This is a genomic window from Porphyromonas sp. COT-290 OH3588 (genome assembly GCF_000769075.1).
Lineage (GTDB): Bacteria > Bacteroidota > Bacteroidia > Bacteroidales > Porphyromonadaceae > Porphyromonas.
This window is the reverse complement of the sequence record NZ_JRFC01000014.1, coordinates 298,824-324,923: the sequence shown is the minus strand read 5'-3', so window position 1 is coordinate 324,923 and position 26,100 is coordinate 298,824. Positions and strand designations below refer to the sequence as shown.

The 26,100-nt window shown below is 51.1% G+C and carries 22 protein-coding genes; 10 read left to right on the top strand and 12 right to left on the bottom strand.

Annotated features, from left to right (window positions below):
* Positions 1-511: 511 nt before the first annotated feature.
* Complete coding sequence (locus HQ48_RS03160) at positions 512-3,217, bottom strand: DUF5686 and carboxypeptidase-like regulatory domain-containing protein (RefSeq protein WP_044231634.1); 2,706 nt, start codon at positions 3,215-3,217, stop codon at positions 512-514.
* 97 nt (positions 3,218-3,314) lie between these two features.
* Positions 3,315-4,469, bottom strand: coding sequence for an Omp28-related outer membrane protein (locus HQ48_RS03155; protein WP_081969708.1), 1,155 nt, complete (start codon positions 4,467-4,469; stop codon positions 3,315-3,317).
* Positions 4,470-5,260: 791 nt separating this feature from the next.
* Here HQ48_RS03155 and rplU point away from each other — a divergent pair.
* The 3 genes from rplU to serS all read left to right on the top strand — a co-directional run bounded on the left by rplU (position 5,261) and on the right by serS (position 7,256).
* Positions 5,261-5,578: a 50S ribosomal protein L21 gene (gene rplU / locus HQ48_RS03150; RefSeq protein ID WP_044231632.1), complete on the top strand. Its 318-nt coding sequence runs from the start codon at positions 5,261-5,263 to the stop codon at positions 5,576-5,578.
* 28 nt (positions 5,579-5,606) lie between these two features.
* Entirely contained in the window at positions 5,607-5,864 is a 258-nt protein-coding gene (gene rpmA / locus HQ48_RS03145) for a 50S ribosomal protein L27 (protein WP_044186611.1), read from the top strand.
* 114 nt (positions 5,865-5,978) lie between these two features.
* Positions 5,979-7,256 carry a serine--tRNA ligase gene (gene serS, locus HQ48_RS03140; protein WP_044231631.1) on the top strand — a complete coding sequence of 426 codons (1,278 nt, stop codon included), beginning with the start codon at positions 5,979-5,981 and terminating at the stop codon, positions 7,254-7,256.
* Between the two features lie 270 nt (positions 7,257-7,526).
* Here serS and pgk read toward each other — a convergent pair whose 3' ends face one another.
* Complete coding sequence (gene pgk, locus HQ48_RS03135) at positions 7,527-8,783, bottom strand: phosphoglycerate kinase (protein ID WP_044231630.1); 1,257 nt, start codon at positions 8,781-8,783, stop codon at positions 7,527-7,529.
* Positions 8,784-9,002: 219 nt separating this feature from the next.
* Between pgk and HQ48_RS03130 the strand changes: the two genes are divergently transcribed.
* The 6 genes from HQ48_RS03130 (at position 9,003) to HQ48_RS03105 (ending at position 13,772) form a co-directional block, all read left to right on the top strand.
* Positions 9,003-9,278, top strand: a complete 276-nt coding sequence (locus tag HQ48_RS03130; protein ID WP_044231629.1) for a hypothetical protein — start codon at positions 9,003-9,005, stop codon at positions 9,276-9,278.
* 185 nt (positions 9,279-9,463) lie between these two features.
* Complete coding sequence (locus HQ48_RS03125; protein ID WP_044186605.1) at positions 9,464-9,709, top strand: GlsB/YeaQ/YmgE family stress response membrane protein; 246 nt, start codon at positions 9,464-9,466, stop codon at positions 9,707-9,709.
* A gap of 114 nt (positions 9,710-9,823) precedes the next feature.
* Positions 9,824-10,090 (top strand): PqqD family protein, encoded by a 267-nt coding sequence (locus HQ48_RS03120; RefSeq protein WP_044231628.1) that lies wholly within the window; start codon positions 9,824-9,826, stop codon positions 10,088-10,090.
* A gap of 96 nt (positions 10,091-10,186) precedes the next feature.
* Positions 10,187-11,326: a nucleotidyltransferase family protein gene (locus HQ48_RS03115; RefSeq protein ID WP_052408948.1), complete on the top strand. Its 1,140-nt coding sequence runs from the start codon at positions 10,187-10,189 to the stop codon at positions 11,324-11,326.
* Between the two features lie 11 nt (positions 11,327-11,337).
* The gene (locus HQ48_RS03110; protein ID WP_052408947.1) at positions 11,338-12,948 is read left to right on the top strand and encodes an ABC transporter ATP-binding protein; all 1,611 of its coding nucleotides are present in this window, start codon (positions 11,338-11,340) and stop codon (positions 12,946-12,948) included.
* A 53-nt stretch (positions 12,949-13,001) separates the two neighbouring features.
* Positions 13,002-13,772 carry an SDR family NAD(P)-dependent oxidoreductase gene (locus HQ48_RS03105; RefSeq protein WP_044231626.1) on the top strand — a complete coding sequence of 257 codons (771 nt, stop codon included), beginning with the start codon at positions 13,002-13,004 and terminating at the stop codon, positions 13,770-13,772.
* A gap of 85 nt (positions 13,773-13,857) precedes the next feature.
* On the opposite strand, the gene menB is transcribed toward HQ48_RS03105, so the two are convergent.
* The 9 genes from menB to HQ48_RS09340 form a co-directional block, all read right to left on the bottom strand.
* A complete protein-coding gene (gene menB, locus HQ48_RS03100; RefSeq protein WP_152568299.1) occupies positions 13,858-14,682 on the bottom strand; it encodes a 1,4-dihydroxy-2-naphthoyl-CoA synthase in 825 nt (274 codons plus the stop codon).
* A 9-nt stretch (positions 14,683-14,691) separates the two neighbouring features.
* The gene (menD, locus tag HQ48_RS03095) at positions 14,692-16,368 is read right to left on the bottom strand and encodes a 2-succinyl-5-enolpyruvyl-6-hydroxy-3-cyclohexene-1-carboxylic-acid synthase (RefSeq protein ID WP_044231624.1); all 1,677 of its coding nucleotides are present in this window, start codon (positions 16,366-16,368) and stop codon (positions 14,692-14,694) included.
* A gap of 13 nt (positions 16,369-16,381) precedes the next feature.
* Positions 16,382-17,458 (bottom strand): isochorismate synthase, encoded by a 1,077-nt coding sequence (locus tag HQ48_RS03090; protein WP_044231623.1) that lies wholly within the window; start codon positions 17,456-17,458, stop codon positions 16,382-16,384.
* 178 nt (positions 17,459-17,636) lie between these two features.
* Positions 17,637-18,899 (bottom strand): phospho-N-acetylmuramoyl-pentapeptide-transferase, encoded by a 1,263-nt coding sequence (gene mraY / locus HQ48_RS03085; protein WP_044231622.1) that lies wholly within the window; start codon positions 18,897-18,899, stop codon positions 17,637-17,639.
* A 41-nt stretch (positions 18,900-18,940) separates the two neighbouring features.
* A complete protein-coding gene (locus HQ48_RS03080) occupies positions 18,941-20,440 on the bottom strand; it encodes a UDP-N-acetylmuramoyl-L-alanyl-D-glutamate--2,6-diaminopimelate ligase (protein ID WP_044231621.1) in 1,500 nt (499 codons plus the stop codon).
* A 60-nt stretch (positions 20,441-20,500) separates the two neighbouring features.
* Positions 20,501-22,738: a penicillin-binding protein gene (locus HQ48_RS03075; protein ID WP_044231620.1), complete on the bottom strand. Its 2,238-nt coding sequence runs from the start codon at positions 22,736-22,738 to the stop codon at positions 20,501-20,503.
* Positions 22,739-22,746: 8 nt separating this feature from the next.
* Entirely contained in the window at positions 22,747-23,277 is a 531-nt protein-coding gene (locus HQ48_RS03070) for an FtsL-like putative cell division protein (RefSeq protein WP_152568298.1), read from the bottom strand.
* 55 nt (positions 23,278-23,332) lie between these two features.
* Positions 23,333-24,247: a 16S rRNA (cytosine(1402)-N(4))-methyltransferase RsmH gene (gene rsmH, locus HQ48_RS03065; RefSeq protein WP_044231618.1), complete on the bottom strand. Its 915-nt coding sequence runs from the start codon at positions 24,245-24,247 to the stop codon at positions 23,333-23,335.
* 211 nt (positions 24,248-24,458) lie between these two features.
* Complete coding sequence (locus tag HQ48_RS09340; RefSeq protein WP_160225896.1) at positions 24,459-24,626, bottom strand: hypothetical protein; 168 nt, start codon at positions 24,624-24,626, stop codon at positions 24,459-24,461.
* 422 nt (positions 24,627-25,048) lie between these two features.
* Between HQ48_RS09340 and HQ48_RS03060 the strand changes: the two genes are divergently transcribed.
* On the top strand, positions 25,049-26,008 hold the full coding sequence (locus tag HQ48_RS03060) for an endonuclease/exonuclease/phosphatase family protein (protein ID WP_081969707.1): 960 nt from the start codon (positions 25,049-25,051) through the stop codon (positions 26,006-26,008).
* Positions 26,009-26,100 lie beyond the last annotated feature (92 nt).

Genomic DNA, 26,100 nt, shown 5'->3' with positions numbered 1-26,100 from the left:
TATTCTGTCTTTAATGTACTTACAAGGGTACAAAGGTAGCAATTTTGCAGGGCAAATACCCCTCTGTCTTACAGATAAAACGACGAATAGAGCACTTATTCCCTTACGTTAATTCTTCTTTTTGTGCATAGAAAAGTCCTAAATGGTACTAGTAAAAGTTGAAAAGCCCCTAATAAAAAGTATAAACCAAGACTTGAAATATACATTTCGAGTTTAGAAATATATATCTCAAAGCTGGAAATATATATTTCGAGTCTTGAAATATAGAATTTAGACGTCTAAACAAAACTTTTTAGACGTCAGAGCAGAACTTTTTAGACGACTCAAACCAAGAATTTAGACGTCTTAGCAACGAGCCTTCGGCCGAAGTATGAAAATCATCTGGCGAGGGAGCTAAGCAATCAGACATAAGAAAGGGCTGACTTCACAATCCGAAGTCAGCCCTTTTGTAGGAAGTATTGTCTATGCTTCTCTTTGTCGCAACTTAAAAGTTCGCCACAAGGAGATCATACTAGAGAGAGGTTTGTACCGCTATGGCTAGAGAGGGCGTGAAGGCACTGGGCTTAATAGCTCCGCCCACATAGACGCCAACCCAAAAAGATTGCTTCAGCCCCCAGAGATATGCGAGCTCTGCATAGGGGGAGTGATGCTGCTGGTAGCTCAACTTGAGGTGAATCTGCTCTTGCGTCATACGATTGACCAAGAAAGGCAGGTAATTGACGAGAATCCGATTGGAGGCATATCCCATCGATGCCGTGCCAAAGAATTGACCATCTAGTGCCGTGTAGGGGCTCATCGTATAGAAACTAGTCCCCGATGTTGAGCGAACTATCATGCTGTTGCTCCCCTTGAAGTAATAGGCAGACTCTGGACTTACTCGATCCCGCCAGAGATATCCGCCCAGCTCTAGTCGATAAGCTAAAAAGTCGTCTACATAACGTTTTAGCTTAATGGTATGCTCCATGCTCCCTTTGACGAAGCTAAAGGCTGAGCCACCCACCCCAACGGGGATATTGGTGTGTGTTTCTAGGCGATAGATAGGAGCAAGACGCCGATCGTTGTAGTAGCTTAGCCAGCCAGATTGGCTCCTTTTGTGGTAGGGCTTAGTGCTCCATGTTGCCTCGGTACGCAGGTCGATGTACTCCGCTCTGTGTCCCAGTGGCAAGATGCTTTGTAGATGCTCATACCCTTGCCAGCCTGCTTGCCTCCAGTAGCCCAGATTAGCAAACCAGCTACTGGACGTCTTGATGGGGCTAAGGTCTAGACCTTGACTGCGACGCAGTGAGGTCGAGGCTTTGATTTCTAGTGCAGGCATTGGGATTATCGAGGCTGTCAAGTCGATATATTGCTCTTCGTAGAGCGCAGAGTAGCCCTTGCCCGTGATCGCAGTAAGTGTATTGTACAGGAGCTTTGCTAGGGTACCTTGGCGCTCATTCCCTATTTCATTAGTCGCTCGACCTATACCGAGCTTGATGTCTAGATTCTTCTTGTACAGAGGGAGTAGTCTGAGCTCTGCGTCCCAGAGTACAGCTCGTCTGCGGGTCGAATAGTAAGCGCCTCCGCTCAGGCTCCACCTCCGGAGTTTGTCTATATCTCTGCTTAGGTTCAGTTGTAGGCCAAGCTGGAGCTGATCGGCTACATTGTAGTTGTATAGAGCATGACTAATAAGCCCCCCACGGCTAGTCGTCCCTAGATGCCAACCATCTTTTTGGTATAGATTGCCAGAGAAAAGCAATCTGCTGATGACACCTATGGCGCTAGGCTTCGCAGAGGCAGTTCTGACTTTGGGCTCGCCGCTTTCTTCGCTCGGTGCTAGGACAATGGAGCTTGGGCGTCGCTGGGCTTTTTTTGCCCAATCTAGATTGATTGAGTCTAGCTTGACGAAGCTCTCCCGCTCATCTCGCTGCATAGGTATTGGGCGTGCGCTCTGCCAATAGGCACTATCAATGCAGGTGTCTATGCTGTCTTTTATGGAGAGTTGTATGCTCTCTTCCTGCTCCTTGAGCCTCCTCTCGTACCGATGGCGTTTGGCCGTTGTGTTAGGCGTGCGTCGATGTCGGGCGTTGAGGAGCTGCTCGTGCCGCTCGATCTCTCGATTGCTTATTCGATTGCTTGAGAGGCTATCTTGAGCAAACTGCTTGGCCTCGGCGGTTAGCTCAATACTCTTGTAGCGCATTGAGGCGACATACTTAATCGACATATCGATGCCTAGGGTTTGGAGCTTGCTGCTAGAGGTAAAGGTTGTGGGGAGGTAGATGCCCGAGTTTACTCGGCTCAGCTGGTAGGTGACTCGTTGCTTCAGCATGCCGAGGCGATCAATGTCTAGGGTCATCGTGCGAGCAGCCCAAGCTCCTTCGATAATCTCTAGCTCCCCAGATGCTAGGCTTATCTGGTTGGTGCGAGGGCGGAAGCTGATGCGATAGACGACATGATCCCCCTCTTGGGTACGGCTGAGTAGACGATACTTGTATCTGCCGAAGGCTCCCGGTGTAATTGGGTTAAGGATATCATTGAAGTGAGGGGCATAGAAGTCACTGCCAAGCAACTCGTCTGTGCTATCGTTGTCGAGGTTCATCTCGTCTTTGATAGCCTGTGGTATGGACGAGTGTTTGGAGAGGACAACCTGCTCGAGTGTATTGGGGCTAGAGTACGAGATGCGGCTGATCTTCTCCTCCACAAAAGTCTTACCCACGAGGTCTTGTAGCTTCACTTTGCCCTCGCCTATCTCTGCGTTGATTAGGCGAGGGAGCTTGCGTATAGAGGCGACTGCTCGAGTGTATGCTTGTAGGGTGTATCGCTCCACAGCTCTGCGGTAGACGGGAACTCGGTACATCACCCTACGCATAATGGGGTAGGCGGGATCTTCTTTTCCTTTGCGTGCGCTTACCTCCATTGCTCTGAGCTGTACGATGCTTGGCTTGAGCCGTATCTCGATCGGCTGACTATCCAGTGTTACTTCTATCTCTAGCTGCTTAGCTTCATAGCCTAGGGATCTAATCTCTAGATGATAGCGGCCTATAGGTAGCTCAATACTAAAGGCTCCGTCCTCGTCTGTGATGCTGCCAGAGTTGATTTCTTTGATCAGGATACTTGCGTAGGGTACGTTTTGCCCATCTTGTACGTCTTTTACGTAGCCGCTCAGTCTAGTTTGAGCCGTGATGCTGATGCTCGAGCAGAGTAGCAGGGTTAAGATAGCTGACCAGTATAGGAATCTCATATTAGGTATAGAGGAGTTTGTTGTCACTTGTACGAACTCGGCTCTGGAGTCTTGTACTTTATGCACTCTGGGGGATCCTAGCTTAAAGGGGCTACCTCTATTTCTTGGCTAGAGGTATCTTGGTTGCGTCTAGGAATCGGTGCGACCTGCGCTCCATGACGAATACTACGATTGATGCATTCTCTGGGTTCTTGACCACAGCTCCAAGTGTATGCTTGATAGTAGCTTTCTCGCCTAGCTCTATCTGCTGTCCCCAAGTTCCGTTTAGAGAGCCTCTGAAGACGAAGTCGTGTACGTAGCCCTCGATGTTGCCCATAGGCGAGCTTTGGCGGAACTTCAGGTCATCTTCTACCACCCAAACTAGCAGGTTTAGAGGCGTCTTATGCAGGGATTTCTGTGAGCTATATACACGTGTGAGGACTTCCAGAGTTATCTCCCGCCCATTACGCTTAAGGTCAATCTCGGCCTTGTAGAGATCTTTCTCTTTTAGCATCTCGTTTAGGGGACGATTCTCCACTGGCGTGTTGTTGAAACGAATGCTTGGATATCCCTTTACGTTGAGTGGCGCAGAGTACTTGGCAGCTTCTCGCAAATACAGATCGGGGGAGTATGAGTAGCTATCGTGTATGAATACAGGAATGTACTGTTCCCCAATTTCCTTGGCTTTCTCTCTGATGCTTTGACCATTTCGGTAGCAGTACGTACACCTCTGCCCTGTGAAGTTGAGCAGCACCACGTTGCGCAATCCCGGCTCTTCATCTACCATCGTAGGGTCCGTTGCTGGTGGAGTAGGTGGAGTAGGTGGTTCTGGAGGAGTGGGAGGCGTTGGAGGAGTGGGAGGCGTGGGTTTATCTCCCTCGTTGTCATCCTTGGGTGGATTGGGTTTGTTCCCTTCGTCGTCTTTAGGAGGGGTTGGCTTATCTCCCTTGTTGTCGTCCTTGGGTGGATTGGGCTTGTTTCCTTCGTCGTCTTTAGGAGGGGTTGGCTTATCTCCCTCGTTGTCGTCCTTGGGTGGATTGGGCTTGTTTCCTTCGTCGTCTTTAGGAGGGGTCGGCTTGTCCCCTTCGTTGTCGTCCTTGGGTGGATTGGGTTTCTCGCCATCTTGCTTCTCGTTGTCTTTTTTAGGCTGTTCCTTTTTCTCCTCTTCCTTGGGCTTCTCTGGCTTGGGAAGTTCTTTTTTACAGCTAGGTAAAATGAGACCTACCATTAGAGCCGCAAGTAGGCATCTCGCCACTATAAGACATTTATTCATACTGCTGAAAGTTATGTTAAGAGTTAGACTTATCAACTAAGGTTGTTACAAACTGATGCAAAGATAAAAGAAAGTGATTAAGGGAAGATAAGTGCTGTGCAATGGTTTCATGATATGATTGATGCCCGGTGCTGGGTATCATGGAGGGCAACTCTGCTGTTGGGGAGGTCATGAGTACATGTGGCTTTAACAATCCAATACAAGTGGGGCCTTGGGATTTATATTTTCGGTCATATTTCAGAATGTTGGTGGGGAGGTGTTCGCTCTGGTGAGATAAAAATGGCAAACCTCGTATTTGCCCCCTAGAAGGCCTCAGATTGCGTTTCGCTGTGTTTGGGGGCTCCCTTGTCTAGACGCCCGAAAATAATCGCTTACAGGAGGTTTTTGTAGGGTATTGATATTGAGTTGGTTATTTGATTTTCTCCTTCGTTCTTGGCTGATTGACTCGCACTTTTGAGATTTTCTTCCCATCAATCCCGAGAGATTGATGGACACACTGCTCGGGAGTAGTCCTACAACTTGGCAAAACCAGTCCTTCAATTTTTTGACCGATCTTGTCCGTTCGGCTCAAATGAGCCCGAGAGTAGACTCTCCGTTTTAATGATTTTTTGCGGTTTCTGCGTTCGGAACGTTGAGAGTAGAGTTAGCATACACTTGGGGTAGGGTAGATGGGTTTGGTAATTAGAAGAATAGTCCGTAAATTTGCACGATTTTCCTAAGTAGGGTTGGTGTCAAGTAGCGGCCTAAGTCGCTCACCTTACGGGGCTAATTTTAATAAGTTAGTATAACAAATGTACGTTATCGCAGAGATTCAGGGACAGCAGTTCAAACTTGAGCAGGGCCGTCGCCTATTCGTACACCACATCAAGGGTGCAGAGAGTGGTGCAGTAGTGGAGTTCGACAAGGTACTCCTAGTAGACAATGCAGGCAATGTAACGGTAGGTGTACCTACGATCGCAGGTGCCAAGGTTGTTTGCGAAGTAGTAAGCCCACTGGTTAAGGGGGACAAGGTACTTGTTTTCCACAAGAAGAGAAGAAAAGGCTATCGTAAGCTCAACGGACACCGTCAGCAGTTTACTGAAGTTCTTGTTAAGGAGATCGTAGCATAATTATTAACCGCTTAAAAGAAACAGAATAATGGCACATAAAAAAGGTGTAGGTAGTTCTAAGAACGGACGTGAGTCGGAAAGCAAACGTCTGGGTGTGAAGCTCTTTGGCGGTCAGTTCGCTAAGGCAGGTAACATCATCGTGCGTCAGCGTGGTACGCAGCACCATCCCGGTGAGAACGTGGGTATCGGTAAGGACCACACGCTCTATGCCCTAGTAGATGGTAAGGTTGTGTTTACGCGCAAGCGTGACGACCGATCGTACGTTTCTGTTCAGGCAGAGGCATAATCCGATCTACTCCGCAACTAGAGGAGATTTTCAGAACTTAAAAAAAGAGGTTGCCTCACAAGGTCTATACGGCCTTAGGCAACCTCTTATTTATTCATCATACCAAATGTTTATATGCTTACGCTGAAGCAAATCAAAGATAATACTGCCGATGTCGTACGTCGCCTCGCCAAGAAGCACTTCGATGGCTCAGTCGCCATCGCTCGTGTGCTGGAGCTAGATGAGAGGCGCCGTGCCATGCAGCAAAGACTAGACGCTGCACTTGCCGAGCAGAATAGCATCGCCAAGGAGATAGGTGCTCTGATGAAGCAAGGCCTCAAGGAAGAGGCCGAGAAGATCCGCACACGTGTGGCAGACCTCAAGGCTCAGAGCAGAGCTATGGAGGAGGAGAAAGCGCAAGCCGAGGAGGCGCTACGCCAAGAGCTCTACCAGATCCCTAACCTACCAGCCGAGATTGTACCCGAGGGCAGGACAGCCGAGGACAATGTCTGTGTATCTCAGGGTGGGGAGATCCCTACACTAGCGCCCGATGCCCAGCCACACTGGGAGCTAGCCAAGAAGTATGACCTCATCGACTTCGAGCTAGGTGTCAAGATCGCAGGTGCTGGTTTCCCTGTCTACAAGGGCTATGGCGCTCGCTTACAAAGAGCGCTCATCAACTTCTTCCTCGACAATGCTCGTGAGGCTGGCTACCTAGAGGTGCAGCCCCCCTACGTCGTAAACGAAGACTCTGGCTACGGCACTGGGCAGCTCCCCGACAAAGAGGGTCAGATGTACCATGCCACGGCAGACAATCTCTATCTAATCCCTACGGCGGAGGTACCGGTAACCAACATCTATCGTGATGTGATTCTTAATGAGCAGGATTTGCCAATCCGCAACACCGCCTATTCGGCTTGCTTCCGTCGTGAGGCTGGTTCGTATGGTAAGGACGTGCGTGGACTTAATCGCCTGCATCAGTTCGACAAGGTAGAGATCGTTTGCATCGACAAGCCCGAGCGTAGCTATCAGCGTCTTGACGAAATGGTGGCATACGTGCAGACTTTGGTTGAGAAGCTGGAGCTCCCTTGGCGCATTCTACGTCTAAGCGGTGGTGATATGAGCTTCACGAGTGCACTGACCTACGACTTCGAGGTTTACTCTGCCGCTCAGGAGCGCTGGTTGGAGGTGAGCTCTGTGTCCAACTTCGAGAGCTATCAGGCCAATCGCCTCAAGTGCCGCTACCGTGATAGCGAGGCAGGTGTACAGCTCGTGCATACGCTCAACGGTAGTGCTCTAGCTCTGCCACGCATCGTAGCAGCTCTGCTGGAGAATCATCAGACGCCCGAGGGTATTCGTATCCCCAAAGCACTCGTGCCTTACACGGGATTCGACTTGATTCCTGCCCAGTAGAGGAGTAGACGCTTACAATAGATAAAACAAAAGGAGGTGTTGCTTGCGACATTTGGCTCGGTTGCATACTTCAGTATACTTCCTTTAGCTCAGTCTTAGAGCCCTCTCACGCACGATTGCTCGCCTCGTCATAGCTGGAGTAAACTCCGCTCTACTCTCGGCTTATGCAATCCTTGCATTTTACACATTCTAAAGCACGCAAAAGGGGCTGTGGCGAAATTCATTTTTGCCACAGCCCCTTTTTATGTGATGTTAGCTATTGTCTGCTGCTTAGTCTTCGATAGCTGCGATACCGGGTAGCTTCTTACCCTCGATAGCCTCTAGAAGAGCGCCACCACCAGTAGACACATAGGATACCTTGTCGGCAAAGCCAAACTTATTCACTGCAGCAACGCTGTCGCCACCACCCACAAGAGAGAATGCGCCAGCTGCCGTAGCATCAGCAATCGCTTCGGCTACCGCACGAGTACCATCGGCGAAGTTGTCCATCTCGAATACGCCCGTTGGGCCATTCCATAGGATTGTCTTAGAGGCCTTGATCACCTCGGCGTATGCCTTGATGCTGTCTGGGCCTATATCCATACCGATCCAGCCAGCAGGGATATTGTCGTTCTGAGCAAAATCGGTCTTGGCATCGTTGGCGAAAGCATCAGCGATCTTGGAGTCTGTGCTTAGGACGAGGTTTACACCGTTGGCTTTAGCTTTAGCTACGATCTCACGAGCTAGGTCTAGCTTGTCGTCTTCGCAGAGAGAGTTGCCGATGTTGCCGCCCTCAGCCTTGAAGAAGGTGTAGGTCATAGCTCCAGTGAGAATGAGGTTGTCCACCTTACCCAGCAGGTTCTCGATGATGTCGATCTTGCTAGATACCTTAGAACCACCCATGATCGCCGTGAATGGGCGGTTGATGTCTTCCATAACCTTAGCCACAGCATTCACTTCCTTACCCATGAGGTAGCCGAACATCTTATTGTCCTTGTCGAAGTATGCAGCGATCAGAGCCGTAGAGGCGTGTGCACGGTGTGCAGTGCCGAAAGCGTCATTGACATAGCAGTCTGCTAGAGCAGCGAGCTTCTTGGTGAACTCCTTCTGGCTCTCCTTGACAGCCTTCTTGGCTGCGGCCTTCTCTTCGTCGCTTGCGTCCTCGGCTAGACCACGTGGCTTACCCTCTTCTTCTGCATAGAAACGGAGGTTCTCTAGCAGTAGAGCTTCGCCGGGCTTGAGTGCAGCAGCCTTCTCTACAGCCTCTGCCCCAATGCAGTCGTTGGCGAACTGTACCTCTACGCCTAGGAGCTTAGATACGTGAGCGAGGATATGGCGCAGAGAGAACTTGTCCTCTACCTTCTTGGGACGCCCTAGGTGCGAACCAATGATCACAGAACCACCATCGGCAATGATCTTCTTGAGGGTAGGTAGAGCGGCACGAATACGTGTGTCGTCGGTGATGTTGAAGTCAGCATCTAGAGGTACGTTGAAGTCCACACGCACGAATGCTTTCTTACCAGAGAAATTAAACTGTTCGATTGTCATCGTCTTCTTTATTAATTGCGGATAAATATCTTAAATCTTTTATGCAAAGGTATGAATTTGCCACAAATCCACCAAGATACGTTACATCAATTAGATACTTCTACTCTGGTATATCTCTTCGTGTGTTGTCTGCACTATTTCTCCAGATGAGAATAGTTATCTTTGTGCATACGATGTAAATAGCTACTAAGAATACAGAATGCCTTAAAAATACTTTGTATGGAGTCGAGATCTTATTGGGCTGATTTTGTGCTAGAGGTGCTTATAGCTACTGTTGCTTGCTATGTCGCTCTCGTGCTCATGCGCTATCTAAGGGAAAAGAGAGGGGTGCGTGTGCGCTACCTAGCCCTATTGCTCGTGGCGATGATCCCCCTTGTCGTGCTGCCAAGCGTTTATTTATCGGGGGTTCAAGGCTCGGGTCTTGTGGGAGGGTTTGCAGGGATCTGCGGAGGCTATTTGCTCAACGAGCTCAATCGGGGTAAGTGGCGCCTGTAGATATGGACTAAATGGAGGCTTTGGGTTAAACTTTTTTGCAAATTCGGATATTTATTCGTAAATTAGCGGTATATCCCGTTCTCGTTTTAGGTTTTTGTGCAGAGTATTTATTGTACTCTAGCATTTACTTGACGGAGAAGATGGAAGGATATACATATTGTTTAACTCGAAAAATTGATAAAACTATGGGATGGATTGGAACAATCATTGTCGGATTGCTTGCGGGTCTTATTGGCTCGGCTATAATGCGTGGGGGCTCTATGGGGTGGCTCAAGAGCATGATCTTGGGGTTGCTTGGTAGCGTCGTTGGTGGGCTGGTGTATAGCCTATTGGGCGCCGAGGCTGGCGAGAGCTTCTGGCCACAGCTTGTGGTGTCTACCATTGGTGCCTGCGTTATCCTTTTTGTGGTAGGCCTTTTCCGCAAGAAGTAGGTAATCCGAGTTTTGGGCATAGAGGCTGTGCTGCTTATCTCATCGTGATGAGAGGCAGTACAGCCTCTGCTGTATGGATATTTCGTATCTTTGTGAGAGAAATCCTAAGTAAATATGAGAGTAAAAGACAATTTGTCCCTGCGTAAGATAGCAGACGAATATATCATGATCGCTGATGTAGGCGATCACCTTGACTACACGAAGGCTATTGGTCTAAACGAAACGGCTGTCTACCTCATCGAGTCTGTACAGGGCAAAGAGTTTGATGCTGAGCTCTGGGCTAAGCTCTTGACCGAGCGTTATGAGGTTAGCCATGAGGAGGCACTAGCCGATGTGGCTAAACTGATAGACAAACTCAGAGAGGTTGGGATCCTTGAGTGAGCCCTGTGCCAGTACTGCTCCCTGTCTGCGTACAATCCTAGCTAAGCCTAGCCTCCGTCTAGCACTTCTTCGTAGCCTATCTGCCCAACCAAGCGTATGTCCGTGATCACAGCCGAGGAGCGTTTATTCCTCCATCTTCTATCCTCCGCCATACATAATCAGCAGCCAGAGGCCTCCCTATTCGAGGGGGTGTCCGATGAGCAATGGCGAACTATTGAGCGCATAGCACTCAGGCAGAGCGTGCCTGCACTTGTCGCAGACCGTATTCTGAGCTTGCCTAGAGAGGCGATGCCACAAGATCGGGAATTTCGCTTACGTTTGGCCCTACAGGTTGATATGGTAGAGCGAGGCAATAAACGCATCAATCAGACCCTACAAGCTGTACGTGCAGACTACGAAGCCGAGGATCTGCCCTTTGTCCTGCTCAAAGGGCAAACCCTTGCTTACTATTATCCTCAGCCCCTACTGCGTAGCTCGGGTGACCTAGACCTCTATCTCTACCGTACGGGCGACTATGAGCGAGCCAATGAGTGGGCGGTAGCCCAAGGCTATCGCCTCATCGGGCATTCCCTCTACGAGCAACTCTACTATAGAGGCAAGGTAGCTGTGGAGAACCATAGAGTCCCTGCCTACTTTGGTCAGAAACGTTACGATAGAGCTTTTGCCCAGATGCTTCGCCCTCTGATAGAGCAAGACGACTTCGCTTTGCTAGAGCTCGAGGGGCTAACCTACCGCACACTTCCCAAAGAGCTCAATGCCGTCTACGTCTTCCAGCATATTCTTCACCATTTCTGCTATCTTGGCATCGGGCTAAGACAGGTTTGTGACTGGATCGTTTTGCTTACCGATCATCAAGATGAACTAGATGTCGATCAATACCAAATGCTGGCCGATCAGCTAGACTTGCTTCGCCCTATGCGCCTATTTGCCCTGACGACTGTGCGCTACCTAGGTGTACGCCCCGAGATATTCCCTTTCGACTTGCCACAAGACGAGGAGAGTATTCGTCTATCCGATCTCATTATTCAAGACATCTTCCGAGGAGGGAACTTCGGTATGGAAACCTTCGCAGGCAAGAAGTTCTCCAATATCTGGTTTAGACGTTGGTTTATGTTTCGCAAAACTTTCGCCCGGAGCCTGCGTATCGGTGCAGTAGCTCCAGAGCATATCCGTATGACTCCGCTGGTAGCTATCAGTAATCGTATCAAATTGCTATTTGCCAAGACAACTAAATAAGATCAGAAGTTATGCTTGAGTTTGTTCGCTATCTTGTCCGAGGCTACAAGTGGTCGCTGATCTTGATGATCCTTGTGGGCTTTGCCTACATCGCCGTAGCATTACTTTTTGTGTGGCTGGGCAAGTGTGTCATTGATATTGCTACGGGGGATATGCAGGGGAGCTGGGTTCAGTATTCTATTTGGCTGATTATTACCCTCGCCGCCCAAGCTCTACTGCGTCTGTGCAATATCTGGCTTACAGGGCGTACATCTACTTTGATGGGTAATACCATTCGGCACAAAGTATTCTCACATCTTCTCTATGCTCGCTGGCAGAGTCTTGGACAGATCCATAGTGGCGATATGCTCACCCGTATTATTAAGGATACGGACGATTTGGTGATGCTCTTGACGAGTGCTCTGCCCAACTTCATACTCAGCGGAGCTCAGCTTGCAGCATCTTTGGTCATGCTCTATGTCCTGAGCCCTGTATTGGCCATTATCCTTGGGGTCGGCATGCCACTTGTCCTGCTTTTTAGTAAGGCTTTCTACCGTCGTATGCTTGATTTTAGCAATCAGATCAAGCAGACCGAGAGTCGCATCAACTCGCAGATGCAGGAGGCTTTGGGCAATCAGACAGTCATTCGCACCTTTGAGCGGCAAGAGGCTGAGATTGACCACCTGCGCTTGAACCAAGGGAAGCTCTACCGCAACGTCCGCCAACGTATAGGTCTGACCATCTATGCCAACATGATGGTTAGTGCCGCTTTTAGTGGTGGCTATATCATTGCTTTTCTTTGGAGTGCTTATGGACTTAAGCATGGGACGATCACGTTTGGTATGATGACGATCTTCTTGCAGTTGGTCAATCGTATTCAGCGTCCGATGATCGACCTTATGGGGTCGCTCCCTACTATCATAGCCTCCAAGGCTGGGATCGATCGTCTAGTTAATTTGCTTGAGTTTAAGGTCGAGCAGAGGGATAAGCGTACGCTTCTTAGCGAGGTGCTTCGTCTGAGGGCCTCGCAGGTGAGCTTCCGCTACGAAGAGGATAGTCCTTGGGTCTTCCGTGACTTCGAGATGTCGGTAGAGGCTGGCTCCATGGTTGCGGTGATGGGGCGTACTGGTGCTGGCAAAACCACACTGCTGCGCCTATTACTTGGTTTGGTGCACCCCACCGAGGGGCGCTTGGAGCTGATCTCGGAGCAGCGTACGTTGCGGATCAGCGAGGCGACACGCTCCAACTTCATCTACGTGCCACAAGGTAATTCCCTCTTCAGCGGTACGATACGGGATAACCTATTGGTGGGCGATGCTACGGCCGATGATCGGCGCCTGAGAGAAGTACTATCGATTGCATCGGCAGACTTCGTTTTCGATCTACCTCATGGTCTGGATACAGTACTAGGGGAGCGAGGCGCTGGCCTCTCTGAGGGACAAGCACAGCGCATCGCTATCGCACGCTCCCTCCTGCGCCCCGGGCGTATCCTCCTGCTAGATGAGGCAACGAGCGCTCTAGACGGAGCAACAGAGCAGGCGTTTCTAAAAAATCTACGCCAGCATCTTGGCGGACGTATCATCTTATTCATCACACATCACTCAGCGGTAGCCGAGGCTTGTGATCAAGTGATTCATCTATGATGAGTCGCTTGTCTGAGCCTATTAATATAAACACATTAGACTTCTAAAACGAAATGAAAGATCTCCAAAACATTTGCGTTCTAATCACGGGAGCAACCTCTGGCATTGGTGAAGCAACTGCCCGCATGCTGGCTCAAAAAGGCTGTGGCAAGCTCATTCTAGCAGCCAGACGTGAGGAGCGCCTTGCTGCACTTGCCGAGCAGCTGCGGCTACTTGGTACATCTGTACACACTATCACGCTCGATGTGCGAGATAAGGTGGCTGTCGATGTCGCTTTTGCCAAGCTGCCCGAGAGTGTGGAGCGTATAGACGTTCTTATCAACAATGCGGGTTTAGCCTCTGGGTTGGACGGTTTCGACACGGCTGACTTTTCGGATATTGAAGCGATGATCGATACCAATCTCAAGGGCTTGATCTATGTTTCTAAGGCTATTATCCCCTATATGCTCAGGCAGCAGTCGGGGCATATTATCAATGTCAGCTCCATTGCTGGTAAGGAAGTCTACCCCAATGGTAATGTCTACTGTGCTACCAAGCACGCAGTCGATGCCCTAACTCGAGGCATGCGTGTAGACCTAGTAGGGCAGGGAATTAAAGTTTCGCAGGTCGCTCCGGGTGCTGTTAATACAGAGTTTTCCCTCGTTCGCTTTCACGGAGATCAAGAGCGGGCGGATAAAGTGTACGATGGCTACCAACCCCTCACGGGTGAAGACATCGCAAGCTGTCTATGTTTTATGATTGGTGCCCCCGATCATGTCAATATCGCCGATATGCTTATTCTCCCACAAGCTCAAGGCGATAGCCGAACCTTTATCAGAAAGTAACTTCTGAATATATAAAATGGAAGCCCTCGGCTAGCGCATTCTTTAGAGATGCTAGCCGAGGGCTTCCATTTTTTGCCTAGTGGGATTAGGGCAGTTTGGGGAACTTCTTGAAGTCAGGTTTGCGCTTCTCTAGGAATGCGTGCTTACCCTCCTGAGCTTCATCTGTGAGGTAGTAGAGCATCGTAGCATCGCCTGCTAGCTCCTGAATACCAGCTTGACCGTCTAGCTCGGCATTAAGACCTGCCTTGATCATACGTAGAGCCAGAGGGCTGAGCAGCATCATCTCCTCTGCCCACTGTACATATTCGTCTTCTAGGTCTTCGAGTGCAACCACCTTATTGACTAACCCCATGTCTAGAGCCTCTTGTGCGTCGTATTGGCGACAGAGGAACCAGATCTCACGAGCTTTCTTCTGCCCTACGATACGAGCTAGATAAGATGACCCGAAGCCAGCATCGAAGCTACCCACACGAGGTCCAGTCTGTCCGAACCGAGCATTCTTAGAGGCGATGGTAAGGTCGCAAACCACGTGCAAGACGTGTCCGCCGCCTATGGCAAATCCATTGACTGCTGCGATGACGGGCTTGGGAATGCTGCGGATCTGTTTTTGTACATCTAGGACGCTCAAGCGTGGCACGCCGTTCTTGTCGATGTAGCCGCCCTTGCCTTTGACGTTTTGGTCGCCACCAGCGCAGAAGGCCATATCTCCTGCCCCAGTGATGACTACGACACTGATGTCGGCCTCTTCACGACAGATGCGCAGGGCATCGCTCATCTCTGCTGTGGTCGTTGGGGTGAATGCGTTGCGATAACGCTCTCGATTGATCGTAATACGGGCGATGCCGCCATAGAAGTCGAAGAGAATCTCTTCGTACTCACGGATTGTAGTCCATTCTCGTTTAGCCATAATCTTATGCTTTTATAATTGTTGGTAATATGCTTGTAGTAGCTCTGTATCCTCGTCCATAGAGGTAAATACCTCCACGACGAGAGGGCTTGACGCCTCCTCTGAGCAGAGGGCTGGTAGGACTTGCTCTAGCTCCTCGCTGGAGCGCACCGCATGGTAGACCAATCCACAGTCCTCCGCCCAAGCCTTAGCCGATTGTCCATGAGCGCCCATAATACTCCCGAAGCTTGGCGCATCGTGTGGCATACCGCGTAGGCCTCTGAAGATGCCTCCCCCAGAGTTGTTGAGCAGTAGGATGCGCACGTTCTCCCCGACCTTGTCTGCCCCAAGCACGTTCATATCGTAGAAGAAGCTTAGATCACCGATGATGATGAAGTTTGTACGTTCCGATGCTTTAGCATAACCCAGAGCCGCTGAGAGCGAGCCCTCAATCCCGTTAATCCCTCTATTGCACAGGACCTCGGTATCGTGAGGCAGAGGGTAGAGCTGAGCGTGACGTACGGCAGAGCTATTAGCCAGATGTATGGCACATCCGTTAGGCATCAGAGCGAGTAGCGAGCCGACAGCCTGCATGGCCGAGTAGAGGAATTGAGGTTGGGTTAGTCGGCTAGAGTGTTCCTGCCAGAGCTGGCGGTAGCTACTATCACCCCAGTGTATTGCCTCGTCAAAAAGGCAACCTTCCCAGTTCTTGAGCTCCCCCTCGATAACTAAGGTAAGCCCACCGAATAGGTCTACTACCTCACCCCTAGGGGATAGGTGCCAATGCTCACGAGGTTTGTATGAACGAACGAATTGCTTAATTCGCTTCGATACAATATGTCCACCTAGAGTGATGAGTAGATCTGGGCAGTAGTCGTTGGCTTCCCCATAGTTAAGGCCAGCGAGCAGGGCGTCGAAGTTATCTATAAATTCACTCGTTGAGTCGATTTGCCCTGACAAGTGTTCCTTGAGGAGTACAGCTTTGGGCAGCAGAGCCTCTAGGAGCTGAAGTGTTTGCCTTTGGGAGGGAGGAAGCTGCCCGACGAGGATCATAATGCGCTTTGCTTGTGCGCCAATCTGTTTGAGCTGCCTGATTAGGTTGTTCGCTCCAGAGCTATCCGACAGAGCCGAGAGAGAGAGGCGGCGTATGGTACGCACCTTGGGTAACTGCTTAGTCGTGAAGTTGAATAGTGGCTCGGAGAGCGGAACGTTGATGTGTACTGGCCCTCCTGCATGATGAGTCGCTGCGAGTAGAGCCTCGTTGATGAGCCTATTGATATGCCAGAGCTCCTCCTCGTCTTTGCCCTCTGGGAGATAAACGCTAGAGTGGACAAGTGAGCCAAAGACTGACCGCTGAGGCATTGTCTGTCCGTCCATCTGTCCGATCCATGCCTCTGGTCTATCTGCTGTGATCAAGACAAGCGGGACGCCCTGATAGTAAGCCTCGGTAACGGCAGGGAATAGATTGACCACTGCACTCCCCGAGGTACAGCACACCGCCACTGGGCTCTGCGTAGAGAGGGCCAAGCCTATGGCATAGAAGCCTGCGCTACGCTCGTCCGTAACCCGATGACATACAAAGTCTGCATCCACTGCTAGGCTATGCACGATGGCTGCATTGCGGCTACCGGGGCATAGCACCACTTGGCGTATGCCATGTGTCTTGAGTAGGGCTACTAGCTGTAGTATATTGGGTTTGTCCGAGTACATGGTTTTGTATCTATTATCTGAGTGCCGCTCCCATGGTTTGCATCTTCCGCTCAGTTTCTAGCCACTCGTCTTGTAGCGTTGAGTTGGGTAGCAATCCTCCGCCTGCGTATAGCCTAGCTACTCCGCTCTCGATGCTCAAGCACCTTAGATTGACGTAGAGGGCTGTATCCCCCTCGGGATCAATGAGTCCTAGGCAACCAGAGTAGTAGCTTCTCCCCTCTGGCTCGTGGCTTATGATGAACTGCATTGCCTCTTCCTTGGGTAGGCCACATACAGCAGGAGTGGGATGTAGGGACCCGACCAGCTGCCCGATAGAGTTACTCTCTGCCAAGGAGAAAGCAATGTCTGTACGCAAATGGACTAGTCGTCCTGCCCTGACGGTGTAGGGAGTACTCGTATGAGTCTCTATGTCTAGAGAGGAAAGCCTGTCGCAGATGTAGGTAGTCACGAGGGCTTGCTCGCGAATGTTCTTGTCGCTCCAACATCCGCCTCGTTCAATAGCCTCCGCTGGTAGCGTGCCAGCCAGAGCCATTGTCTGCCAGCTATTGTAGCTCCCCGAGAGCAGGAGCTCTGGAGTGCTAGCAAGCCATAGCCCAGTGGCGGGGGTATATAATATATATGTATAGGCATCTGGGTAGAGCTTACTGGCGCAGGCGAAAGTCGCTATGGGATCGATAGGTGCCTGCATGGCAGAGGTTTTTTGCCGAGCAAGTACGAGCTTGTCGAACTGCCCTGAAGCTAAGGCTTGGGCGAATGTCCCGAAGGCGTGGCGGTAAGCCTCCGTTGGCTCATGTCGGAGCTGTTGCTCACTGGGAGCCTCGGTGACTGTAGGCCAGATATAGTCTTGAGCTAAGTCGGTCTTGCCGTCTAAAGGGAGGAAAACAATGGGTGTGGAGGGTGATAGAGCAAAAGGAGCTATTAGGAAGCCCTTGCTATCGGGGAGCGATGCCCACGAGCAATATGTCCGTATCTCGTCAGTGGCAAATAGAAAAAGCCTAGGGACACACGTCCCCGGGCTACAGTAGGCGAATAGTCCTGCCCTATCTTGTATGACCTGCTCTAGCTCTTCGGCTAGCGATCTGCCACTCATTAAGTTTGCTTTTCCTATTAATACGGAGCACAAACTTACTCAAAAAGCCCCAAAGAGCCAGCGATCTCTTTGGGAGTTCGTTTCTGCACGGTATTACAATGAGTAGAGCGGCTAGGCAAAACCAATGATATTGCCTAGCCGCCCTCTGTTTAACCTTGGGCTATTAGATTCGGTCTGCCTAGCGCACTTTGAGGGTTACTACCGTTAGTACAGCGAGGATAATACCAATGAGGAAGAAGCGCATCGTGATCTTAGCCTCGGGGAGTGCCGTACGTGGTTTATTCCACAGACACTCGATACCACTATTTGCTCCCTTCTGATAGTGGTGGTGTAGAGGGGACATACGGAAGATCCGTTTCCCCTCGCCTGTCTTGCGCTTGGTGTACTTGAAGTAAGTTACTTGTAGGATAACGGATATTCCTTCTATGATGAAAACCCCACAGAGTATAGGTAGTAGTAGCTCCTTGCGTATGATTACCGCAAATACACCGATGATTCCCCCTAGTGTAAGGCTCCCTGTGTCGCCCATGAAGACCTGAGCTGGGAAGCCATTATACCAAAGGAAACCGAGCGTTGCACCCACAAAAGCCGCTGCTAAGATTACCAGCTCTTCTGCTCCGGGGATAAACATGATGTTGAGGTAGCTTGCCATCTGGAAGTGTGACGATACATAGGCCAATACCCCAAGTACAACGCCCACAATCGCCGAAGAGCCAGAGGCTAGGCCATCGATACCGTCCGTCAGATTGACCGTGTTGGAGAGCATGGTCACAATGAAAACCGTCATCGCTACGAAGATCGCCCACCCTAGTAGAGTCTTGGTCGTACCGTCTGCTAGGGGTAGGAGCTTGGCATAGTCGAGATTGTTGTTCTTGACGAATGGGATAGTGGTTTGGGTACTCTTGCTATCCACCTGAGAGAAGTGGATCTCCCTCGTGCCACTGTGGGTCGTGATTTCGCTATTCTCCTTGATTACCACAGCAGGGCTTAGATATAGGGTTAGTCCTACGACTAGGCCGAGGAATACTTGTCCTACGATCTTGTATCGCCCGGGTAGACCCTCTTTGTCTTTTTTGAAGACTTTGATGTAGTCGTCAAGGAAGCCGAGTAGCCCCATCAGTACAGTGGTGAGGATCATCAGCAGAATGTAGATATTGTCTAGCCGAGCGAAAAGCAGGGTAGGGACTAGAATGGCTAGAATGATGATTAGACCACCCATCGTCGGGGTACCACGCTTGGCCAACTGGCCTTCTAGACCTAGGTCGCGAATGCTCTCCCCGATCTGCAAGCGTTGCAGGTAGCGAATGATCTTGTGCCCTAGTATCGTCGTGATTAAGAGCGCAAGGATCAAGGTTAGCCCAGTACGAAAAGAAACATAAGCAAAAAGTCTACTACCAGGGATGCCCCAGTCTTGGATAAGGTCGAATAAATGATATAGCATAGTGATGATATTTATCTGTAGAGCTAGTGCAGATAGTGCTGCTACTCGGTGGTAAACTGCTGGCGAATGACTTCTCTGTCGTCGAAGGGGTGGCGTACACCCTTGACTTCTTGATAGGTTTCGTGCCCCTTACCTGCCACGAGCACTAGGTCGTGTGGCTGAGCCATCGAGCAAGCTGCTTGTATTGCCTTGGCTCGATCGGTGATACGCTGTACACGGTACTCATCTCCAACTCCAATGCCTGCCTGCATCTCATCTAGAATAGCCTCGGGGTCTTCGCTGCGTGGGTTGTCCGAGGTTAAGATGACTAGGTCGGCATAGCGGAGCGCCTCCGTGGCCATAAGCGGACGCTTCCCACGATCCCTATCTCCACCACAGCCCACAACGCAGATGATGCGAGCATCACTCTGCCGTGCTCCTTGCCTTAGGTCGTCGAGAGTTTGTAGCACATTGCTCAGAGCATCGGGGGTGTGTGCATAGTCCACGAAGGCGGTATAGCCTCGCCTCTGCGATCGTAGTGCCTCGAGCCTACCATCGACAGAGGTTAGTGTCGAGAGGTAGCGTAGTGCTTCCTCTCTAGGCGTTCCTAGCAAACAAGCGGTAGCATAGACAGCTAGTAGGTTGTAGGCATTGAAGGCTCCTACTAGGCGTACCGATATCTCCTGCCCATCGAGCTCGAGCAGAGTACTGTCTGCATATTGCTCTAGGATACGCCCCTTGAAGTCTGCTAGAGTATGTAGCGCATAGAGCTTGCGTCTGGCAGAGGTATTCTGTAGCATGATCTCGCCATTGCGATCGTCGGCGTTGCTTAGGGCAAAAGCCTCTCTAGGCAGGAGGTCAAAGAAGCGCTTCTTGGCATAGAGATACTCCTTGAGTGTGCCGTGGTAGTCGAGATGATCTCTCGTGAGGTTGGTAAAGATACCCCCCTCGAAGCAGAGCCCTGCGATGCGCCTCTGCTCCACAGCGTGCGAGCTCACCTCCATGAAGACGAAGGAGCACCCAGCATCACGCATGCGAGCCAGCAATGCTTGTAGCTCTAGTGCGCCGGGGGTGGTGTGGGTGGTGTCTATTGCCTCGGAGCAGACATAGTTGCGTACGGTGCTGATGAGCCCCGTGGGGTAGCCTGCAGACATATACAGCTTGTAGAGTAGGGTAGCGATAGTTGTTTTGCCATTGGTCCCCGTCACACCTACTACCCTGAGCGACTGGCTAGGGTGTCCGTGCCAAGCCGAGGCCATACGCCCGAGCATCTCTCTACTATCTGGCGTGACGATGTAGCACACATCCAGCCGAGGTGCCTCGGGGCGCTCTTGGGTCACTACCACCTTGGCTCCAGAGGCTATGGCCTTGTCTATGTAGCTATGTCCGTCTACAGCCACGCCACGTACGGCCACGAATGCAGTACCCTCGCTCACTTTGCGTGAGTCCTCGGCTAATGCCGTTATTTCTACGCCCTCGGCCGAGCCAAGGATTTCGTATGGGATCTGCTCTGGCTGTATGCCTCTAGAGGCCGTCGCCCGCAGTAGTTCTGTCAATAACATAGTTGAGAATGAGTTTGATGGTCGGCAGAACCTAGGCTTGCCGAACCCTTTTCTTGATGCTTATTGTCCTAGAGTGATGTTGATTTTGGTGCCTTGCTTGGCCTTGGCGCCTGCTGGGATACTCTGCCCTACGACTCGACCGCTACCCGAGAAGCGAGGGATATAGCCTCGGCTCAGCAGTGTGTGTGTCGCGTCTGTTGCACTCTGCCCTACGACATTGGGTACTGATCCTGCTGGAGCCTTGGGGAGCTTGTGTTCGTGGAGCTCGGTGTCTAAGTGGATATACTCCTCGGCAGCGATCTCGGCGTTGGCTTGGTACCGCCCGTCTACCTGATGTAGCAGGGCTTGTAGCGTGCCTTTCCTCCCCGAGGTTATGGCCATACGCTGCTGCGCAACAGAGGGTTGTGGGATAGAGTCTAGGCTACGTGGCGTCTCCATAGAGATGAGGCGCTCAGCCAAATCACGGATCACAGGGCCAGCCATAGAGCCTCCGCCAGCGGCGAACTCTTTGGAGGGATTACGGATAACCACAATCATTGAGTAGCGTGGCGCCTCGCTAGGGAAGTAGCCACAGAACGAAACTTGGTGCGTCTTGCCATCTGGGCCGCTATAGCTACCGCCTTGGGCAATCTGAGCCGTACCACTCTTACCACTAATGGCTACGACATCGCTGCGTAGGCTGCGCCCAGTTCCATCGGTTACGACCTTGCGGAGCATATCTTGTAGTGCAGAGAGTGTCGTAGGCTTACAGATACTCTCTTTGAGTACGGTCGGCTCTTGCTGCTCGACGATCTCACCCTCGTCGTCACGTATCTGAGTGACCATGTAGGGGCGCATAAGTTTGCCCCCATTGGCGATGGCGTTGAAGAAGGCGAGTGTGTAGATAGGCGGTATCTGCGTTTCGTAGCCGAAGCTCATCCACGCCAGCGTCGTCCCATACCAGCGGTTGGGATTGTCTGCTCTCTTGCGCACCTTGGCCTGAGCCGCCCCCGGTATTTCTAGCTTTAGGTCTAGCCCGAAGCCTAAGTCACGGATCTTCTGCACATAGTCGTCGGGGCGATTGGCGTAGCCCTTGACGATGATTTTGGCTACACCTACGTTGCTCGATCGCTCGATGACCTGCGAGGCGGAGATACGTCCGTAGCCTCGCCCGTAGTTGTGGTCTTTGAGAAGGCGCTTGCCCACCGTCCAACCACCATTGCCCACGTCGATACTGTCCGAGGGGCTGACTACTCCGTCGTCGAGGGCGACCATCATAGAGGCTACCTTGAAGGTTGAGCCCGGCTCGCTCATGTCCGACACGGCATAGTTCATCGTCTCACGGTATACACCCTCGCTGTTGCGTTCGAGGTTAGTTATGGCAAGCACCTTACCTGTCTGCACCTCCATCAGCACAGCAGTGCCACTACCCGCTTTGAGGCTGCCGAGCCGATTACGCATGATGCCCTCGAGCAGATTCTGCTTGTTCATGTCGAGCGTCGTGTAGATGTTCATGCCAGATCTAGGAGGCGTGACTACCTTGAGGTTGTAGCGCTGTGCATTGTAGCGCTTGACGCCCTCGCCTATTTGCCCCCGAAGCAGAGAGTCGTAGTGTAGTTCTAGGCCTTGTTTGCCCTGCGAGAGGCCGTCCTTTTTCTCTGCATAGACAGAGCCAATGGTACGCAGAGCGAGCGAGCCGAAAGGGTTGATGCGCTTGGAGCGCTCCTCGGTGATGAGCATCTGGCGCAGCAGGCTCTTCTTTTTGAGACGCCCATGCTCGTAGTGGTGGGCAAAGGGGGCTTGGCTTAGGATCTGAGTCAGATCTAGGTAGCTGATGTCGAGAGGAGCTACGAGGCAGTAGCGATGCTTCTTGCGGAAGGCTTTGCTCCAGCGCTCTCTCTGTGGCTTGGTCTTGATGCCGTAGAGGCTATCGAGGCGCACCTCTAGCCAGTCTAGCTCTCGGCTAAGCTGGTTGCGTAGGGCTTGGCGTTTGGCTCTCAGCACACTGTCTTTGGGCATCTTGAGGCTGTCGTTGTGCGCCAAGCGGATGGCCCCAGCATTGAAGTCTAGATATAGTCTGTACGAGGGTGCCGTGATCGCCACGGGACGGCCGTCCGAGGCGTAGATAGAGCCACGTATGGGCTCCAACTGTATGGGCTCTGGGCGGTGCAGTGTCTGCCCGACTTTGCGCCACTGCTCGCCGTCTTGCCCCGTGATCATCAAGATCATCTTGGCACATATAGCGACGAGGATAATTGCAAACCCTATCCCGAACAGCCAATAGATGAGTTGTGGGGTAACACGCTGTTTCTTGTCCATGCCGAGTGCTATTTGGAGGTTTGTGCCGAGTGGTTCACGATCTCGTAGGGAGGGTATGTCGAGGGCTCAAGGTCGAGCCCAAAACTCTCGATGTTTTGGGTAATGGTGCTGATCTGCTCATGCTTAATAAGCTCTGCCGTGGTGAATAGGGACTTGTAGCGGATATCCTCTAGCTCTTGCTCTAGTTTGCTTACCCTACGATCTACCATGGGTACATAGACGCCCCAAAACACCGCCAGCAGCGATAGCACTATGCAGAATATGCCGAAGAGGCCAAAGCGTCGTACGAGCCTAGAGCCGTTGGTTTGTATCCACCCGCTTATCTTCAGAGAGTCAGTAGTGGTATCATCTTCCGTTAGGTCGCTAATCCGCTTGAGTACGGCCTCTCTGCGCTCTCGCTGCTCGTCGCTGAGCTGGGCGTGCTCATCGCCCTGTGTCGCTGAACTCTGCGTTGTCATCTTCTCCTCGTGAGCATCTTGATGGGCACGCTCGATGAGCGCCTCCATATCGCTTGGGTGTCGTTGGCTTTCGTCAGTCATAGTGATGTGGGCTTTACTATATAATATACGAGGCAATATGTATGTGGTGCAGTGGTCAATGTGGTTGCCACTGAGCTACTCGCAGCTTAGCGCTACGGCTGCGAGGGTTGAGTGCCTCCTCCTCTCTCGAAGGTGTGATAGGCTTACGTGTGATCATCTGCCAAGGCGAGCGAGCCGAGCCATAGATCTGTGCTTGAGTATCTGGCTGACCACTCTCTTTGAAGAAATTCTTGACGATGCGATCCTCCAGAGAGTGGTAGGTCATCACCACGAGGCGCCCCCCGGGGCGGAGTATGCGCTTGGAAGCCTCCAGCATATCTCTTAGAGCACCAAGCTCGTCATTGACCTCTATGCGTAAGGCTTGGAAGAGCATACTTAGCTGCTTCTTTTCCTCTCTTGGGTTGATGCAGGGGCGTACAACCTCAAGCAGATCACCTATGGTCGAGAGAGGTCGTTCTTGGCGTGCACGGCAGATGCGGCCAGCAATCTGTCTGCTCTGGCGCAGCTCTCCGTAGTTGTAGATGAGGTCGGCTAGTTGCTCCTCCTCGTAGTCGTTGAGGACATCTCTGGCCGAGAGCCCAGAGCGAGCATTCATACGCATGTCTAGCAGGGGCTCCTCTGTCCGGAAGCTGAACCCCCGCTCTTGAGCATCGAAGTGATGCGATGATACTCCTAGGTCTGCTAGTATGGCGTCTACCTGCCCCAGCCGTCCATAGTAGTCCATGAAGCGGTCTATGTGCCTGAAGTTTGATGCTATGAAAGTGAATGAGGGGTGTGGAGCTATGTTGGCTAGCGCATCGGCGTCCTGATCGACCGAGTACAGATGTCCCTCTGCTCCTAGGCGATCGAGTATGGCACGAGAGTGTCCGCCCCCACCGAAGGTTACGTCGATGTAGCAACCCTCTGGGCGGATATCCATACCGTCTAGGCTCTCCTGCAGCATGACTGGCACATGGTAGACCTGCGTCATAGTTGTTTGATTTGCTTATTTAAATTGGTTTTGCCTGTAGGCATCTAGAGGACGACAGCCTAATACAACGGACTTGAGTGGTAGTATTGTACCCCTTAAAGTTATGTGCCATAAGGCTTCCGACCGATTTTCTCTAGAAGATCCTCGGAAAAGGCAAAGTTAGAATTAAATTCATCTCAAAGCAATAACTATTTTAATTTTTTTCTTGTCGCTATTCGGCGGTTGATGGGCATACAATCTGCTGTGTGCACTGCCTCTGTATTTTATACATTTGTTTACGCTTCTGGGTGTTGATTGAAGGGTTGCTCTTCAGCCAAGGGAAGAAACGCCAGACTGCGTATTTGCCCTCTAGGAAGCTCTGTATTGCGTCCGACCTCATTGGGGCACCTAACCCCCAGACAGCCGAGATCCTAGCCTTAAATGGTCTGTTTTTAATGTGTTGATATTTATGTGTTTATGGTGTTTCTTGGGGCGGATTTGCGTAGTCGTGGCATATTTCTCGACATTTCTTCCCATCAATCTTGGCGAGTGAGTCCACCAATCCGCCAAGATGTGTCCACCAATCTGAAGAAATCAGCCCATCAATTTCCCTCAATCACCCCGCTGCTATTTATAAACCTCTGGCTTATTTCCTCAAATCTCTAATTAATCTCTTAACACTCCTTAACGTTTGTGATGATCTGTGGTGCCATTGACTGTGTATTACGAGTAATCCCTTACATTTGTGGGAGATAGTGGGGGACTTCCTCACCACGATGGCAAGAGCAATCATCTACTAACCCAACAAGAAAAGTAAGGATTATGAAAACATTGGAACCACAACCTCAGGAGGTTAAGGACAATCTAGAGGAGTTACTCAAGGATCTAGACGAGAAAATCCCTCCCAAGCAACTTGATCGTAACCTGCTTATTGCTACATGGAATATCCGAGGCTTCGGCGATCTGACACGTGTCTGGATGAGCAAAGAGGGCGATAGCCCTCGGCGTGACTTGCACTCGGTACATTGTATTGCCGAGATCCTAAGGCGATTTGATGTGATCGCTATCCAAGAAGTTAAATCCAACATCAGGGCACTAAGAGATACCCTCAAAATTTTGGGGAGCGAGTGGTCTATGATTCTGACCGATGTGAACCAAGGCGATGCAGGCAATGGTGAGCGCATGGCCTATCTATTCGATACTCGTAGGGTCAATCTCTCGGGTTTGGCTGGAGAGCTGGTTGTGCCTGACGAGTGGCGCAATGGCGTGTCCAAAAACGTGATGCAGGAGCAGTTTGTTCGTTCGCCCTATGCGGTGAGTTTCCGATCCAAGGATCAGACCTTCATTCTCATCACTCTTCACGTGCTCTATGGCAAGAAATCGACAGATCGCATCAACGAACTCAAGGGGATCGCTCAGTGGCTGTCGTCTTGGGCGAAAGACATCAATGCCTATCATCAAAATCTAATTATACTTGGCGACTTCAATATCGAGGCCCGAGGTGATTTGCTTGACCAGACCTTCCTCTCCGAGGGGCTATATATCCCAGAGGGGTTGCAGAGTAAGGAGGTAAGCCGTTCGATATTCAACGATACCAAGTACTACGATCAGATTGCGTGGTTCAACGGAGCTAATGGGCAACCCAAGCTTTCCCTCGAGTTTGTGCGTGGTGGTAGCTACGACTTCGTCGCCACGGCACTCAAAAATAGGGGGCTAACCAAGCAGAAACTATCCTTTATGATGTCCGACCACTATCCACTATGGGCGGAGTTTAAGTTCTAGAGGGTTTGGTCAGAACTATGTACAAAAGGAACGGCAGTGTAGATTACCTACACTGCCGTTCCTTTTGTACAATATGAGTCTTGAGAGAGGCA